Origin of the sequence: uncultured Chitinophaga sp. (genome assembly GCF_902168175.1) — a bacterium.
GTDB lineage: Bacteria > Bacteroidota > Bacteroidia > Chitinophagales > Chitinophagaceae > Chitinophaga.
Window position 1 is genome coordinate 1 of sequence record NZ_CABHOU010000041.1, and the last position, 16,930, is coordinate 16,930.

A 16,930-nucleotide genomic window follows, 5' to 3' on the forward strand; every position below is an offset into this window, starting at 1 on the left:
ATGCGGCCGAAGCTCCTTTAATGACCATCTATACCGGCGGTAAAGTACATTCCCGCCACGCACTGCTTACCCTCAACATTGCCGGTGGCGGTGGTATGGAAATATGGCAGTACGTGAGCAGAACGCCAGTTCCTGCCGACTTCACACCTGCATTTGGTGATCTGGGTACTTTTGCTGCTAAGATCAAATGCAACGATATCGATGCTGCTCACCGTTTTTACCTGGCCGAAAACGCTACGGTATCTGCCATCGTAAAAGGTGCGCATGGCGATAAACACTTCTGGCTGCAAGACCCTCAGGGTAATTACTTCAACGTCGTACAAAGCAAAGAATGGTTCCGCGATCCTGCGCCTACGCACAACGTAGGTGGTGTTTACGGTGCCGTGATCGGTGTGAGCGATATTGATAAAGCCCTGAAGTTATACCGCGATGTACTGGGTATTAATGAAGTGATATACGATGTTACCGGTCATTTCGATGATATACCGCAGCCAGCATATGCAGGCGAAAAATACCGTCGTGTATTACTGCGTAAAACCGGTAAAGAAAACGGTGCATTTTCCCGTCTGTTAGGTGGTGTTGAAATTGAACTGGTGCAATGCCTCGAACGCAGTCCCCGTAAAATATTCGAGAACCGCTATTGGGGCGACCTTGGTTTCATTCATCTTTGCCTCGATGTTACTGATATGGTGAAACTGAAAGAGCAGGCTACAGCAGCCGGTTTCCCTTTTACGATCGATAGTGCCGATTCCTTTTCCATGGGCCAGGCCGCAGGCCGTTTCGCCTACCTGGAAGATCCGGATGGTACATTGATAGAATTGGTGGAAACACATAAAGTGCCCATCCTCAAAAAGATAGGCTGGTACTTAGACCTCACAAAACGTAAAGTACAAAAGCCCCTGCCCAACTGGATGATCGGTTGTATGGCCTGGAGCAAAGTGAAATAATAAAAGGAAAGCACCGCATTAACCGCGGTGCTTTCCTTTTTATGTTAGTTGAATAGTTGTCTTAAATATTCCCTGTCCTCTTTTTTCAGTTTCCCCCAGTTTACTAATCTCCACCAGCTATCACGGAATTTATTCACCGTCCAGCCGAGGAATGGTAGTACCACCAGGCCTAATAATCCCCATGGTCCGAGGAATATACAGGTCAGTGCTGAGAGGATGAGTGCATAGTATGGGTACGTGATCATCAGCAAACCAAAGAACACTGATCCGAAGAACACCGTTTTGCGGGTCTTTTTGCGGGCGAAGTTCCTGACAGGATAGTAGTAAGGCGCATTAAGCAGGAAGCCTGCCAGTGCAGGGATACAGAGTATTAACGCGGTAATGAATGAGAAGATGAGTTGCGTGCTGTTCCAGGCAATGGCTTTATGGCCGGGCGTGGGGAAGAAAGATAATTTTTCTTTCGGCGTTGCCTCCAGCTTTTTGCCCATGGCATGTATCACGTCTTTATTGGTCGTAGGTGCGTTGTACAGCATGGCGGCGTAGGCAGCGGCATACGTAGCGTCTTCGTTCGGGAAGTGGAAGATCTGTTCTTCCATAGCCGTGGTGAGTACACGGTTTACCTGTAAAGGGTTCACCATGCCCTTCGCTTCTTCCACTGTTTTTGCACTGATAGGTGCGCCAACATTAATAAAGATGCGGGCATCGAAGTTGTGGAAGGAACTGTAATTCACACCGATAGGCAGGATGGTGAGATCTTCGGTCGTTTTATCTTCCCAGGCGCTGAGTGCCATGCGGGCCGTACCTTTCTTTACCGGGCGCAGTTTCCATTCGTGTATGCAAAGTCCTTCGGCAAAGATGAGTACAATACCCTTTTTACGGAAGATTTCCTGGCAGCGTTCAAACGTTTCGTCGTTGTTGCCGAGGTTCTCTTTGCCTTCACTAAGGCGGAAGATGGGAATATTGTGCAGCGCGGTGAGCAACTTGTTAGCCAGCGGCTTCTTAAAAGCATCGCCACGGGCCAGGAAGTGGATGTCGCGGTTCCAGAGCGCGCCCAGCATCATGGCATCCAGGAAAGAGCCGGAGTGGTTGACGGCCAATACGATCGGTCCCTCGATTTGCGAGAAGTCGTAACCGCCGATGTATAAACGGCTGGAGAATATCTTAAGCGCCGTGCGCGCGGTATATTTAGCGTATAGATATAACAAAGTGTGTAAAAATTGGCCGACAAGATAGTTAAATTCCCGCATTTCTATGCCCGGCCAGCCTTCCCGCCGCTGAACGGAGCGTCGCAACGGATGGTCAATAGCAGTACTAAAGCTGGTCCACAAATCTTAACATACCGGTCATACAAACTACTGTAGCTGCAACATTCTTTGTTTTATATTTAGACCAAATTAGAAAGGATGAAGAAGATACTGACTACGCTGCTTTTCTGCGCCCTGCTTGCGCCACTGGCCCAGGCGCAGCAACTGAACATCGGCACGTACAACCTGCGTTACGACAACCCGAAAGACACGGGTAACCTCTGGAAAAACCGTGCCCCCATCGTGGCTAACCTGATCCGTTACCACGACTTCGATATTTTCGGCACCCAGGAAGCGCTGAAAAACCAGTTGGACGACGTTGCTACCGCGCTGCCTAACTACGAACGTTACGGCAAAGGCCGCGACAATGGCGGCGATGCGGGCGAACATTCTGCTATCTTCTTCAAAAAAGATAAATTCAAACTGCTCGATAAAGGCGACTTCTGGCTGTCCGAAACACCCGATAAACCAGGCCTCGGCTGGGATGCCACCTGCTGCAACCGCATTTGCTCCTGGGTAAAATTACAAGACATCAAATCGAAGAAAACCTTTTACTTCTTCAACGTTCATTACGACCACCAGGGCAAAGTAGCGCGCCGCGAAAGCAGCAAATTGTTACTCGCAAAAATCCCCGCCATCGCCGGTAAATCACCGGTAATCCTCACCGGCGATTTCAACGCTAAACCAGAAAGCGAGCCCTATAAAATACTGGCCACTTCGGGCATCATTAAAGACACTTACGGCATGGTGAAATACCCTTACGCAAATAATTCTTCGTACAACAGTTTTGGAAAACAGATAGATGACGAAGGCGTAATCGATCACATCTTCGTGACCCCGCAGTTCTCTGCTTCCAAATGGGGAATCTTGACGGATACTTACCGTGGTAAATATCCTTCGGATCATTTTCCGGTGCAGGTGTTGTTGGAGTTGAAGTAAGCGATAAACTTTTTAATGTAGAATGACGGGCTTGATAAAGGCTCGTCATTTTTTTTGATGGTACTTCTCTGTAGTCGATCACCGCAAGCTTCTTCCGGATCATCATTGCGAATGAAATGAAGGGCACTTTTGCTTCGGTCTTGGCGTTAGTCAGGCGCGAGGTATGTTTTAACGTTGACATACCGGGCATCTCGCTACCCGTCATCGTGAACGCAGTGAAGGAAACCGTCGCTTTGGTCAGGCGCGAGAAGCGTTCCTTCGTTGGTCTGGCGGCCTTTCCCCGACCGTCATGGCGAGGCACGAAGCCATCCTCGTGCGCAGTCTTCGCTTCAGTAAAAAGCGCTGTGCGCAGGTGTGTTACCGGAGCAACGTTTACCCCAATCGTCATGGCGAGGCACGAAGCCATCCTCGTGCGCAGTCTTCGCTTCAGTAAAAAGCGCTGCGCGCAGGTGTGTTACCGGAACAACGCTTACCCCGATCGTCATGGCGAGGAACGAAGCCATCCTCGTGCGCAGTCTTCGCTTCAGTAAAGGCTTGCGAGCCAGGGTAAATTGGCAGGAGCGAAGCATCGGCACTTTCGCCTGGCACAGCCCCCGTGAAGGTAAGCATGTAACGCTTCCCCGCTTTCCCTACAACCAGTTATTGCAGGCAATGACTACACACGAGGAAGACTTCGTTCCTCGCCATGACGCGCTGGGAGAGGCTCGCAGCTCACACCAGCCTCGGGCCAGGGCTTATAAAATAACAAAGCCGGTCATCAGTGACCGGCTTCGTTTATGATTACTTCTTTTTGTCATCATCATTTTCACTATCCTCATCTTCTTCATCATCTTCCTCATCCTCATCCTCATCCTCATCTTCCTCCTCATCCTCATCTTCGTCTTCATCATCTTCATCTTCATCTTCCTCCTCCTCATCATCTTCATCTTCCTCATCTTCGCTCTTTTCTTTAGATGATTCTTCTGTAAACAGTTCCTCATCTCCAGTATCCTCCATTTCAAGAGGGTCCGGCATTATTTCCTGAATATGTATGTGTTCAATGATCGAGCCGTCCTCCAACGTTTCGGTAGTGGACAAATCCACCTCTATACCCGTATTCAACTCATCTAAAATCTCCTCATCCTCCTCATCCTCACCCTCTATAACAGAATCTTCATCAGCATCCGCACCGGGCATTTCCTCTGTCGGTTCTTCGGCGGAAACATCAACGATGGCGTCGTCTTCATAATCTTCATCCTCCACTACATCGCCTTCAGCAACTTCTGTAGGCACCACAATACCCTGCGGGCCTTCGTCACCTTCGCTTTCGCCTTCTTCCGCTACCTCGTCATCGATCATAAGGGTGACGGTTTTCGTTAGTTCTCCATCCTCAGAAACGATGAAATGACCTTCGGCCTCCAGTTCTTCCTCTGTGGATGCGGGGATGGCCGTGGGGCTGTCCTCGGTTTGGTCCATGAGGGTGGGCTGGATATATTCTTCGTCGAAAACTTCTTTGAGTTTGGGTAAATCGGCGGGGGAGTTGATGCCGAAATAATCCATGAAGGCTTTGGAGGTGCGGTAGAGCAGGGGTTTACCGGGTAAATCCTCGCTACGGCCAGATATCACGATGAGTTCCTTTTCCAGCAGTTTGGTGATAGAGTAATCGGTGCTTACGCCGCGGATGTGTTCTATTTCGCCTTTGGAAATGGGTTGTTTGTAGGCAATGATGGCCAGGGTTTCCAGGGCGGCGGTGGAAAGTCGTTTGAGATACTTCTCGCCGTTTAACTGGGCTACGGTCTGGTAATAATCCCTTTTAGTAAGGAATTGATACCCGCCGCCGCTTTCGCGCACTTCGAAGGCGTAAAACTCTGAATTGTATTTTTCGGAAATGGCTTCAATGGCGGTTTCTACCTGCTCCATAGAGGCACGGTCCTCTAAAAAGGCCAGTGCGCTATTCAGGAGTTCCAGTATGTCCGCGGCCGGCAACGGTCTGTCGGCTGCAAAAATCAGGGCTTCCACATGAGGGATGAGCTGGGAGATTTCCATATTGGGTGCGTGTGCTTTGAATGTGCGGGAACCTGCGCCCCCGGCGTAAAAGAAAAAAGTCAAAGACCGAAAATACAGTCTTTGACCTTATTCCAAAAATATAAATAAAATGCTGTTGATTTCTTGTGAATAATTATCCAACCAGGGCAGCAGCACCGCTCACGATCTCGGTCAGTTCCGTTGTAATAGCGGCCTGACGGGCACGGTTGTAAGAAATTTTCAGGCTGCGGAGGATGTCGGCAGCATTCTCAGATGCTTTATCCATAGCAGTCATCCTGGCACCATGTTCAGAAGCCTGACCGTCCAGTACAGCTTTGAAGAACTGTGTGTTCAGGATTTTCGGCATCAGTTCGGCGATCAGCACGTCTTTTTCGGGTTCGAATATGTAATCGGCTTTAAGGCCTTTAGATTCCGTGTTTTCAACTTTCGCGATAGGCAGGAACTGTTCTACGGTAAATACCTGGGTAGCAGCGTTCCTGAACTGGCTGTATACAAGTTCCACCGCATCGTAATCACCTTTTGTATAACCTTCAAGGGCAACGGCTGCAGCATGTTTAACTGCTTCGAAGCTCAGGTCGGCGAAAATGGTCCAATGTTCGTCGTTTACTTTAAAACCAGCTTTAGAGAATGCTTCGAAGCCTTTTTTACCGATCGGCAGTATTTCTACATTGCCTTTCGCGTACTGCTCTGAATATTTCTCCCGGATAGTTTGTTTAGCCAGCTTAATGATGTTGGAGTTGTAGGCGCCGCAGAGTCCCCTGTCGGAGGTTACTACCACGATCAGTACTTTTTCTACCTGCCTGGTAGCAGCCAAAGACATTTCCAGCTCACCTTCGGTGCTGCTAACGATGTTTTGGAGCATTTCCTGCAGTTTAACTGCGTAAGGGCGCATTTGCTGAATAGCATCCTGGGCACGGCGCAGTTTTGCAGCACTCACCATTTTCATGGCTTTAGTGATCTGCTGGGTAGATTGTACAGATTTTATACGGTTACGAACTTCTTTAAGCTGTCCAGACATATAATATTATGGATTTATATAAAAGGGCAAAACCCCTCATTTTCGGGTGCAAAGGTAAGTAAACAACGATTAATTCGGAAATACCCGGAAGGATAAATTATTATTCAATATGGGCGGGCTTTTGAACAACTATTTAGCCGCCGTTGCGTCGCTCTCTTCAGCCGTAGGTACAACACTGGGCAAAGTTTAGGTCTTTCAGCGCGGTGGTATGTATGCCGTAGCGGGCAGCTTTTCCTTTCTAAAATGACATGGTACCGAAAGGGAAACACAACGCTGTTAAAAAGCAGGGATAGGTCAAAGCGTAAGCTGCCAGGCAAAATAATATAAGAACAAGATTCCTCAAGCCTGCCTAACCCCTGGTAGAAAGCAAGGTGAAAGCATGGTTCGTCGGTTCATGGTCGGTTCATCGTCGGTCCATAGTGTAGCAGACCTGCCCTCAACCTGATAGTATTTAAACAAAGAGCCCCGCAATGCTGCGGGGCTCTTTGTAATATTATTCTTCCAGCTTCGGTTCCCGAAGTTCAACGGGTTTGGTATTCTTCCGCATCTTCATATTCAGCAGTTCTACCAGGAACGAGAAGGCCATAGCGAAGTATACATAGTTCTTCAGGTGCAGGTCATGTGCCGCCGACGCGCTCCAGCCTTCCACGATCAATACCACACCCACCATTACCAGGAAGCTGAGTGCCAGCATCTTAAACGTAGGATGTTTGTGGATGAAGTCGCTGATCTTAGGGGCGAACAGGAACATCACGAACATGGCGATCACCACCGCAATGATCATAATCGGTACATGTTTGGCCAAACCTACGGCTGTAATGATACTGTCGAACGAGAAAACAGTATCGATAAGGATGATTTGTCCTACCACATTGGCCAGCTTGGCGGTACCGCCCGCAGCGCCTTTCTGGATAGTGGCTTCTTCCTCGCCCTCCAGCTTGTGGTGAATCTCCATCGTTGTTTTTACCAGCAAAAACAGTCCACCGGCCAGCATGATCAGGTCGCGAAGACTAAAACCGTGACCCCAGATGGTGAACAGGGGGTGTACCGCCCTTACAATGTAACCGATGCAAAGCAACAGTACAATACGTACCGCAATGCCGGTTAACATCCAGATACGACGCGCCGCCAGTCTTTTTTCCTCCGGTAGGCGGTTCATTACAATAGATACGAAAATTACGTTGTCGATCCCGAGCACAACTTCCATCAGCACCAAAGTGAGCAGGCTGATTAGCGAATCAACCGTAAGCAGATGTTCCATGATTTATTTTAGTTGGGTTATTTACTTTTTAAGTCCCTGGCAAATTTTCTTTACGATAGCAGGGCCTTCGTAGATGAAGCCAGTGTATACCTGTACCAGTGCGGCGCCGGCATCCAGTTTTTCCTGGGCGTCGGCTGCGGTGAAAATACCGCCCACAGCAATAATTGGAATGCTGCCGCCCGATTTGCGGTGGATGTAACGAATTACTTCCGTGGCTTTTTCTTTTACCGGCAGTCCGCTTAACCCTCCCGCGCCTATCTTCTCCAGTTCGGCGGCAGGCGTAACAAGGTGTTCGCGGCTGATGGTGGTATTGGTGGCTACAATGCCCGCCAGCTTAGTTTCGTGTACAATCTCGATAATATCGTCCAGTTGCTCCAGCGTTAAGTCCGGGGCAATTTTAAGCAGTATGGGTTTAGCCTTAGGCTTTTGATTGTTAATGGTTTGCAGGTGGTGCAGCAGTTGTTTAAGCGGCTCTTTTTCCTGCAGGGCCCGTAAACCTGGCGTGTTGGGCGAACTAACATTCACTACAAAATAATCCACCCCGTCGTACAGGGCGTGGAAACACTTTTCGTAATCGCTTACAGCATCCTCGTTTGGCGTCAGTTTATTTTTACCGATGTTGCCGCCCACTATAATATTGGACTTGCGCAGCGTTAAACGTTTAGCGGCCGCTTTGGCGCCTTCGTTATTAAAGCCCATCCGGTTAATCAGCGCCTGGTCGGCCGGCAGGCGGAAAAGGCGGGGCAAATCGTTGCCTGGCTGGGCAACTGGTGTTACCGTACCTATTTCAACGAAGCCAAAACCGAGCTGGGCCAGCTCATCGATATATTTAGCGTCTTTGTCGAAGCCGGCAGCCAAACCTACAGGGTTGCTGAAGGTGAGGCCGAATACTTCTTTTTGCAGTCCGCTGTTGTCGGGCTTGCAAAATGCGCCTAAAAGGTCCTTGCCAAAAGGAAGACCATTGATCGTTTTTAAACCACGCATAACGCTGTGGTGAATGCTTTCAGGAGGAAAGCCGAAGAGTATTTTCTTTATAATTCCGTACATGCGTGGTGCAAAGATAAAGTATAGGTAAATATCAGATGTATATTACCTTTCGTCAATATTTACTATAATTCCGCGCAGACTACTTGAAGTTTGGGCTGGGCAAATTACATTTGCCCTGTTAATTGCACAGATGGAGTTACGGGAATTCGAAAAGATATTTAAGGAATACCATGCTCACTGCCTGGCTTTCGCCAGGCATTATACGGGCGATCCGCTGGATGGGGAGGAGGTAGTACAGCTTGTTTTCGCCCAGTTATGGGAAAAGCGGGCGGCTATCGCTATTACGGGTTCCGTAAAATCTTACCTGTTTACCGCCATCCGCAACACTGCCATCAGTCAGTGGCGTAAACAACAGGTGCGCAGCGACCGGGAAACGGGCTTTGGCCAGTTGCAGACCGCTACGATAGAATCGAACGTACAGGCCCGCGAACTGGAAAAGTTGCTGCATAAGGCACTTGAAAAGTTGCCGGAACGCTGCCGAGAGGTTTTTGTATTAAGCCGTCAGCAGCACCTGAAGTATGCCGAAATAGCCGTAGTCATGGATATTTCTGTTAAAACCGTGGAGAACCAGATGGGGAAAGCCCTCAAAATTCTGCACGGGGAACTGAGGGAATACCTGCCGCTGCTACTGGTGCTGTTACAGATCATGAAAAAAAATTAGAACGGCGTAGGGGGCTACCTACCCTCCACGCGTCACATATAAAAGTTACACTGTTCAAATGAGCGAATTACATCCCGACGAGGCATTGTATTCCCTGCTCTGCAAGTACCTGCTTAATGAAGCAGACGCTGTAGAAAGGCAATGGGTGGACTCCTGGTTACAGGGGAACACCGCCAATAAGGCGGTGCTCGATGGGGTGCGTAAAATGCTGAACGCGCCAATGCCGGCGCAGTTCAGCAGTCAAACAGTGGATACGGAGGCTTCGTGGCAAAGGCTTTTAAATACCATTCAGCCTGAAGTGCAGGAAACACCGGTATTTAAGCTGCCCGAAACCAAAAAGCCGGGCTTCCGCTGGTATTATGCCGCGGCGGCAGTGGTGGTTATCGCCGTAGGACTTGGTCTTTATAATATGATTTATAAAGAGGATGCAGTGGTGAAGGCCCTGGCCGGCCCGCTGGTACAAACCCTGCCCGATGGCAGTACGGTGAAGCTGGACAGCCTCTCCGAAATTACAGTTGCCGGCGATTTTGGCAAAAATGACAGGGTAGTATATCTCAAAGGAAAAGCCTTTTTCGATATCACGGCCGATGAAAAGCACCCCTTCGAAGTGCGCATGAACGACGATATGAAGGTAAGGGTGCTGGGAACACAGTTCTCTATCGACTTCCGTGAGAACATACCACTAAATATTCACGTAGTAAGTGGTAAAATTATGGTGATGAGCAGCAAACAAAACAGGAGCGTAGTGCTTACGCCCGGCATGCTGCTGCACCAGGAAAAGCCCGGTGTTAAACCGCAGATAGTAGAACATGTGGTAAGCGTAGAGAAAAAGGAATTGTCGTTTGACGACGCCCCGCTTTCGGCAGTGCTGGAAACAGTGGAAACGGTGTATAACGTGAAGTTTGAAGTGAAAGATGCGGCGCTGTTAAAAATGCCTCTAAAAACTAATTTCAGCAACGAACCTATAGAGAAGGTATTGGAAACGCTGGAATTTATGACAAATACAACGATAGAAATTAAAGCCCCGGGTCTGTATATCATCGAATAATAAAAGCTATAACTCGTAACGCCTTATAATGAAACCGCTAGCCAGGAAACTGCTGTTGGGAATGCTTTTGCTATATTGTCCGCTACAGTCGTGGGCATGGAACTGGCGTACACGTGTATCTGTTTCCCTCAAAAAACAACCCCTGCACGAAGTATGTCGTCATCTCGAAAAAGAATACGGTATTTTGTTTGCCTACAGCCGCGATATTGTAAAAATGTCGCAGCCGGTAGATATTGATGTGAAGAACGTTCCGCTCAAACGTGTAATGGAAATGCTGTTCGAAGAAAATGGGGTGGAGTATAAAAAGATCGGTGAACAGATCGTACTTACGGTGAAAAAGAAAGAACAACGTACCATTAATGGTTATATAGAGGATGGGCGCACGGGCGAAAGGCTGATCGGTGCTACCATTTATTCGCCTGTGCTGCAGGTGGGCACGGTTACCAACCAATATGGCTTCTATAGTATCACCACTAAAAAAGATACCCTTACCCTGATTGTTACTTACCTCGGCTACGACCCCCTGGTATTAAGGCTGGAGGATAAAATGAGCCGGCAGATCAAAGTGCAGCTTACGCCATCGAATATGTTAAAACAGGTAGAAGTATCGGAGTCTACACCCAAGCTGCAAGACCAAACGCAGATGAGTCGTGTGAGCCTGCCAATGGTGAGTGTAAAAGCGATGCCAAAGTTATTGGGAGAGGCGGATGTGATGCGTGCAATGATGTCGATGCCCGGCGTAAGCGGCGGCCGTGAAGGCGCTAGCGGACTGAATGTGCGTGGTGGCAGCCCCGATCAGAACCTGGTGTTGCTGGACGGTACGCCGGTATATAATCCTTCCCACGCTTTTGGCATTTTCTCTGTTTTTAATCCGGACATGGTAAAGAATGTCGAGCTGTATAAGGGCGCGTTCCCGGCCAGATATGGTGGCCGTTTGTCGTCGGTAGCCGATATCTCACTTAAAGACGGAGATATGCGTAAGTATCATGGCGAGGTATCGCTGGGCATACTTTCTGCGAAGTTTATGGTGGAAGGGCCCATCTGGAAAAATAAGACATCGTTTGTGGTTACCGGCCGGCGCAGCTTGTTCGATATGTATCTTAGCGACCTGGCTGACCAGGAACTGGAACTTGGCGAAAAAGGTGAATTCTTCGCCTACTTCTATGATGTGAATGCTAAGATCAACCACATCTTTTCTTCGCGCGACCGTTTGTTCATCAGTGCTTACGGCGGGCAGGATAATATGAAGGTGCTGAAGGACATTGATAAGTTCGATGCAGATGGGGTGAAAAGTTTCAATGAATATCTCAATTTCAGGTTAGGCTGGGGCAACCAGATTTATTCCATACGCTGGAACCATATATTTAATCCAAGGCTGTTTTCTAATGTCACCACCAGCTTTTCCCAGTTCTTTTTCCTGACAGACTATCGTTATCGATACGAGTCGTACAAAGTGCCCGACAGAGATAACCTGTTCGGCAAGTATTATTCCCGTTCACAGAACGGCTCTTTAAAAATGGATTTTGATTACAGGCCGCATCCTGATCATGCAGTGCGTTTCGGACTGCATAGTACCTATCATATTTTTGAACCGGGTATCACTCAGTTTGCTGATGATGGAGAAGACCGGCCTAAAACGGATACAGTTTATAACAAACAGAAACCCGGAGGACTCGAGTTGTCGCTGTACGGCGAAGACGACTGGCGCATCCGCGACTCCCTGCACCTCAACCTGGGCGTGCATATCTCAGCCTTCATGATATTTCCTAAAACCTATGTTTCGGTACAGCCCCGGCTGGGTTTTCGTTACATGTTGCCGCGTAACTGGGCAGTGAAATTGTCTTATACCAACATGGTGCAATACATTCACCTGCTCACCAATAACAATACTTACCTGCCTACCGATCTCTGGGTACCGGTTACCGAAAAGGTAAAACCCATGACGTCTAACCAGGTGGCAATTGGACTCGCCAAAACCAGTAAAGATCAGCAGTACGAAGTTTCACTGGAAGGTTATTATAAGTCGCTGAATAACGTAATTGAGTACGAAGAACAGGTATCGAATTTTCAGTCTGCTTCAAAAAACTGGGATGAAAAAGTAATCAGAGGGAGTGGCAGCAGTTATGGAATGGAGTTGCTGGTGCAAAAGAAAACCGGTCGTACACAGGGTTCTGTAGCCTACACGCTGTCGCGCTCTAACCGCAGTTTTCCCACTATCAACAACGGCCGTGTCTTCCCTTACAAGTACGATCGTTTGCATGATGTGGAATTCACCATTATGCATAAGTTCAAAAAGAACTGGGAACTGGCTGCTAACTGGGAATTTTCCTCGGGCGTTCCTTTAACGATGCCTTCGGCCAGTTATGAACCTGGTACTGGCGCTTCGCCGTACGACCCGGTCGTGGACCCTGGCAATGGACAGGTAGACCTGGTGAAAGATCGAAATACACTCCGTATGGCCGAGCAGCATCGCCTGGACGTTAGCGTTAGTTATAACTGGCAGCGGAAACTATTTGCCTATATGATCAACCTAAGCGTGTATAATGCTTATAACCAAATGAACCCGTTCTATTACTATTATGCTCATAATGAGGGAACCGGAAAACGGGAGCTTACACAGTTAACGCTGATCCCTGTATTGCCGAGTCTCACTTTTTCAATGCGTTTTTAATGATGAGAAAGATAACATTGCTGATAATTAGCGCTTTCCTGTTTACTTCCTGCCTGAAGACGGTGGATATGGATTTGCCGTATGATGGGGATAAAATAGTGGTAAACGCCTTTATGCAGGTAGATAGTGTGGTGTATATACGTGTTACCAAAAGTGAGCCGCCGGGCAGCAACTCATTTACGGAACTGGATAAGGCCACGGTGTCGCTGTTCGAGAACGACCAGGAAATTCCGGTTACCCGCAAAGTGATTAATGGTTTGGGATATTTTGTATCTGCCCGGCAAATAAAATATGGTTACAACTATAAGGTAAAAGCCACCGCCGATAATCTTACTGCTGTAAGTGCTGTTGATTCGCTGCCGCAGCAACCTATGGTAGGTCTGCCCTCGGGTTTTGTGGGTGGTAACAGAATTCAGTTTAAGCTGCAGGACCGTGCAGGTTTTACCGATTATTACCGCTTTCGTATTTACCTGGCAGAGGTATCCGGCGGCCGGCCAGTTCCGGTAACACCGCTGAAAGTGCGTTTTGATCCTTCTTATAATAATGAGTTCATCGATATCTTCAGCCGCGAATATTATGTCACGAATATCATTAGCGACGAAAGGTTTAGCGGCAGCGAGGTAAATGTAGTGATGCAAACAGAAAATCCTTTACCGGCAGATCAGTACCTGGTGGTGGAAGTCACCGCGCTTACCCCAACGGCTTTCAAGTACCTGAAAAGCCTTCAGTATCAGGGTGCTAATGTGGAGAATCCCCTGGTTGAACCAGCTACGGTTTTTTCAAATGTAACCGGCGGTTATGGCATTGTGGCAGGTATTAACAGTACCCGCGTTCCGTTTAAGGCAAATTGATCAGGAAACCTTAAATTTGGTATGGACAAAATCAGTTAGCCATGCAGGAAGCATTTATCGTAGCCGGTTACAGGACTGCCGTGACGAAATCTAAGCGGGGAGGATTCCGCTTTTACCGTCCCGACGACCTGGCCGTGGATGTGATTACCGGGTTATTAAAATCGGTGCCTCAACTGGAACCGGGCCGGGTCGACGATCTGATAGTAGGTAACGCCGTACCGGAAGCTGAACAGGGCCTGCAAATAGGTCGTCTTATTTCGGTACGTGCATTGGGAATAGAAGTGCCGGGCATGACGGTGAACCGTTACTGTGCCTCGGGCCTCGAAACCATTGCCATCGCCACGGCCAAAATTCAAAGCGGCCAGGCCGATTGTATTATCGCAGGGGGAACCGAAAGCATGAGCCTTGTACCCGTTGCCGGTTGGAAAACAGTACCCAACTACACCGTTACCAGCACTACTCCCGACTATTATCTCAGCATGGGCCTCACCGCCGAAGCGGTAGCCAACGAATTCAATATCAGCCGCCAGCAGCAGGACGAGTTCTCGTACCAGTCGCACCAGCGCGCTATTAATGCCATTAAAAACGGGCATTTCAAAGAAGGTATTCTTCCTATTAATGTGGAAGAAGTGTACCTCGATGAAAAAGGTAAAAAGCAAAAACGCAGTTATACGGTAGATACAGATGAGGGGCCACGCGCCGACACATCGCTGGACGCGCTGGGTAAACTGAAACCCGTATTTGCTGCGAATGGTTCTGTAACTGCGGGCAACTCTTCGCAAACTTCCGATGGTGCAGCGTTTGTGGTGGTAATGAGTGGCAAAATGATGAAGGAACTGGGGCTGGAGCCCATTGGTCGCCTTGTATCCTGCGTATCTGCAGGTGTACATCCCCGCATCATGGGTGTTGGTCCAATTGCAGCAGTACCCAAGGCATTGTCCCGCGCAGGGTTGTCGCTTAACGACATCGACCTGGTGGAGCTGAATGAGGCTTTCGCCTCGCAGTCTGTAGCCGTTATCCGCGAGCTGGGTATGGACCCCGGGAAAGTGAATATCAATGGTGGCGCCATTGCATTGGGGCACCCGTTGGGTTGTACCGGTGCAAAACTGTCTATACAACTGCTCAGCGATCTGAAAAGGCTGAACAAAAAATATGGTATTGTAACCGCCTGTGTGGGTGGCGGACAGGGTATCGCGGGTGTGATAGAACGTTTGTAATCAGTTAACTATTTTATAATGAGGTGCTGGCCATGGGCCGGCACTTTTTTTATGTCTGCATACAATTAAATATGGCCCCGTACGTTTATCAACTACCAAATTGCCCTGAGTCAGGTAATATTTGATATATAGTTAATAGGAAATCCCAGGATGTAATCGTCGCTAAATCGCTCAAATCCAGTCCCAATGCCATCTTTTTTCCTGAATTATATAAAATAATACAATTGAATTAAAGAATTTATTAATTTGGTTCCTGAAAAACCATCATCAATTCACTAACCGTATCTCATGGATCGCAGAAGTTTTTTAACACTCGCCCCATCGCGCAATAAAAAAGCGCCTGTGAAAGCCGCGCGTACGCTTTCAGGACTAGCCCCTTACACTGGCACGTGGGACACTCCCCAGGTAGTGCATCTCCTGAAAAGAGCCATGTTCGGAGCCACTCCGGCAGATCTTACTCACTTCAAAGGAATGTCGATGTCGGCCGCTGTAGATGCGCTGCTTAACTTTGCAGACGTAACGCCGGCACCGCCTGTTAATAATTACCAGGCAGACGAAGCCGATCCTTATATCGCCGCAGGTGCTACCTGGGTAGCAGCGCCACCGGTAACCGATATGGACGACCTGGAGAACGCACGCAGGCAATCATTTAAAGCATGGTGGATTGGATTGATGGTGAGCCAGCCAAGGAGCATGCGCGAAAAAATGACCCTCTTCTGGCACAATCACTTCGCAACAGAAGCAAGTACGATAAAAGACGCACGTTATGTGTACAAACACAATACAATGCTGCGCGCTAACGCCCTGGGCAATTTCAAAGACCTTACCAAAGCAGTAACACTCGATCCTGGTATGCTGGTTTATCTTAACGGTTACCTGAACGAGAAAACAGCCGCGGACGAAAACTATGCACGCGAGTTGCTGGAGTTGTTCACCTGCGGAAAGGGCCCTGAGTCCAAATACACAGAAGAAGATGTGAGAGCGGCCGCCCGGGTGCTTACAGGCTACCGCGTAGATCCCACTGGCATCAATTATTTCTTTGACGCTACCAAACACGATATAGAAAACAAAACCTTCTCGGCGTTCCTGTCTAACCGCGTTATTTCCGGCAGAACAGGCACAAATGGTGTACTGGAACTCGACGAAATGCTGAGCATCATTTTCCAGCAGCCGGAAGTTGCCAAATTCCTCTGCCGTAAATTCTATCGTTTCTTCGTGTACTACGAAATCGATGCGGCTACAGAAACGAATGTGATCGAACCTTTGGCAGAAATATTCAGAACAAGTAATTATGAAATAAAACCTCTACTCTCCGCACTTTTCAAAAGCGAACATTTTTACGATCCGTTGAATATGTCGTGCTTAATTAAAAGCCCGGTTGATCTCACCGTAGGACTTTGCCGTGAGTACGGCGTAACCTTCCCCGCTGCTACCGATTACGAGGCCGCATATGGTGTGTGGAGCGTTGTGCAGGGTGCTGCGGCAGGTCAGCAGCAAAACATTGGTGATCCTCCGCTGGTGTCGGGCTGGGAAGCTTACTTCCAGGAACCGCAGTTCCATGAGTTGTGGATTAACACAGATACTTACCCCAAACGTAATATGTTCACCGATCAGATGATCACTTCCGGGTATTCGCGCGGGGGTGGTACGATCGTAATTGATCCGATAGCCTTTGCCGACCAGCTAAGCGCACCCGAAGACCTGATAACGTTAAGGGATGAATCGCTGGCTATTTTGCACAGGATGGATGTTTCAGCAGAGGTGAAAGAACAGCTCCGACTGATCCTTTTGTCCGGCGAACCCAGTGATTACTACTGGACCGTTGCCTGGAACACGTACAAAGTAGATCCCAGCAACGATATGAATAAAAGCGTTGTGCTGAACCGTTTGCAACCGTTCTACAAGTACATTATGGACCTGTCTGAATATCAATTATCCTGA

14 protein-coding genes are annotated in these 16,930 nt (G+C 48.5%); 8 read left to right on the forward strand and 6 right to left on the reverse strand.

Annotation, left to right across the window (positions count from 1 at the left end):
* Window positions 1-947 (forward strand): VOC family protein (locus QZT80_RS08125; RefSeq protein ID WP_295120318.1); only part of this gene is annotated, 947 nt, incomplete at its 5' end.
* Window positions 948-991: 44 nt separating this feature from the next.
* On the opposite strand, the gene QZT80_RS08130 is transcribed toward QZT80_RS08125, so the two are convergent.
* A complete protein-coding gene (locus tag QZT80_RS08130) occupies window positions 992-2,152 on the reverse strand; it encodes a 1-acyl-sn-glycerol-3-phosphate acyltransferase (RefSeq protein ID WP_295120320.1) in 1,161 nt (386 codons plus the stop codon).
* A gap of 198 nt (window positions 2,153-2,350) precedes the next feature.
* Between QZT80_RS08130 and QZT80_RS08135 the strand changes: the two genes are divergently transcribed.
* Window positions 2,351-3,190, forward strand: coding sequence for an endonuclease/exonuclease/phosphatase family protein (locus QZT80_RS08135; RefSeq protein WP_295120323.1), 840 nt, complete (start codon window positions 2,351-2,353; stop codon window positions 3,188-3,190).
* Between the two features lie 329 nt (window positions 3,191-3,519).
* Here QZT80_RS08135 and QZT80_RS08140 read toward each other — a convergent pair whose 3' ends face one another.
* From QZT80_RS08140 to QZT80_RS08160, 5 genes are all read right to left on the reverse strand, one after another.
* Window positions 3,520-3,693, reverse strand: coding sequence for a hypothetical protein (locus tag QZT80_RS08140; RefSeq protein WP_295120325.1), 174 nt, complete (start codon window positions 3,691-3,693; stop codon window positions 3,520-3,522).
* A gap of 277 nt (window positions 3,694-3,970) precedes the next feature.
* Window positions 3,971-5,215, reverse strand: coding sequence for an SMC-Scp complex subunit ScpB (scpB, locus tag QZT80_RS08145; RefSeq protein WP_295120328.1), 1,245 nt, complete (start codon window positions 5,213-5,215; stop codon window positions 3,971-3,973).
* 133 nt (window positions 5,216-5,348) lie between these two features.
* A complete protein-coding gene (gene atpG, locus QZT80_RS08150) occupies window positions 5,349-6,233 on the reverse strand; it encodes an ATP synthase F1 subunit gamma (protein ID WP_295120331.1) in 885 nt (294 codons plus the stop codon).
* A gap of 493 nt (window positions 6,234-6,726) precedes the next feature.
* On the reverse strand, window positions 6,727-7,494 hold the full coding sequence (locus QZT80_RS08155) for a TerC family protein (protein ID WP_295120334.1): 768 nt from the start codon (window positions 7,492-7,494) through the stop codon (window positions 6,727-6,729).
* Between the two features lie 21 nt (window positions 7,495-7,515).
* Window positions 7,516-8,541 (reverse strand): quinone-dependent dihydroorotate dehydrogenase, encoded by a 1,026-nt coding sequence (locus tag QZT80_RS08160; protein WP_295120337.1) that lies wholly within the window; start codon window positions 8,539-8,541, stop codon window positions 7,516-7,518.
* Between the two features lie 130 nt (window positions 8,542-8,671).
* On the opposite strand from QZT80_RS08160, the gene QZT80_RS08165 reads away from it, so the two are divergent.
* From QZT80_RS08165 to QZT80_RS08190, 6 genes are all read left to right on the forward strand, one after another.
* Window positions 8,672-9,202 (forward strand): RNA polymerase sigma-70 factor, encoded by a 531-nt coding sequence (locus tag QZT80_RS08165; protein WP_295120340.1) that lies wholly within the window; start codon window positions 8,672-8,674, stop codon window positions 9,200-9,202.
* Between the two features lie 58 nt (window positions 9,203-9,260).
* The gene (locus QZT80_RS08170) at window positions 9,261-10,250 is read left to right on the forward strand and encodes a FecR family protein (RefSeq protein ID WP_295120343.1); all 990 of its coding nucleotides are present in this window, start codon (window positions 9,261-9,263) and stop codon (window positions 10,248-10,250) included.
* 28 nt (window positions 10,251-10,278) lie between these two features.
* Window positions 10,279-12,921: a TonB-dependent receptor gene (locus QZT80_RS08175; protein WP_295120346.1), complete on the forward strand. Its 2,643-nt coding sequence runs from the start codon at window positions 10,279-10,281 to the stop codon at window positions 12,919-12,921.
* Window positions 12,921-13,772 carry a DUF4249 domain-containing protein gene (locus tag QZT80_RS08180; protein WP_295120349.1) on the forward strand — a complete coding sequence of 284 codons (852 nt, stop codon included), beginning with the start codon at window positions 12,921-12,923 and terminating at the stop codon, window positions 13,770-13,772. The genes QZT80_RS08175 and QZT80_RS08180 overlap by 1 nt, the downstream gene beginning before the upstream one ends.
* Before the next feature lie 41 nt (window positions 13,773-13,813).
* On the forward strand, window positions 13,814-14,989 hold the full coding sequence (locus QZT80_RS08185; RefSeq protein WP_295120352.1) for an acetyl-CoA C-acyltransferase: 1,176 nt from the start codon (window positions 13,814-13,816) through the stop codon (window positions 14,987-14,989).
* Window positions 14,990-15,277: 288 nt separating this feature from the next.
* Window positions 15,278-16,930, forward strand: coding sequence for a DUF1800 domain-containing protein (locus tag QZT80_RS08190; protein WP_295120355.1), 1,653 nt, complete (start codon window positions 15,278-15,280; stop codon window positions 16,928-16,930).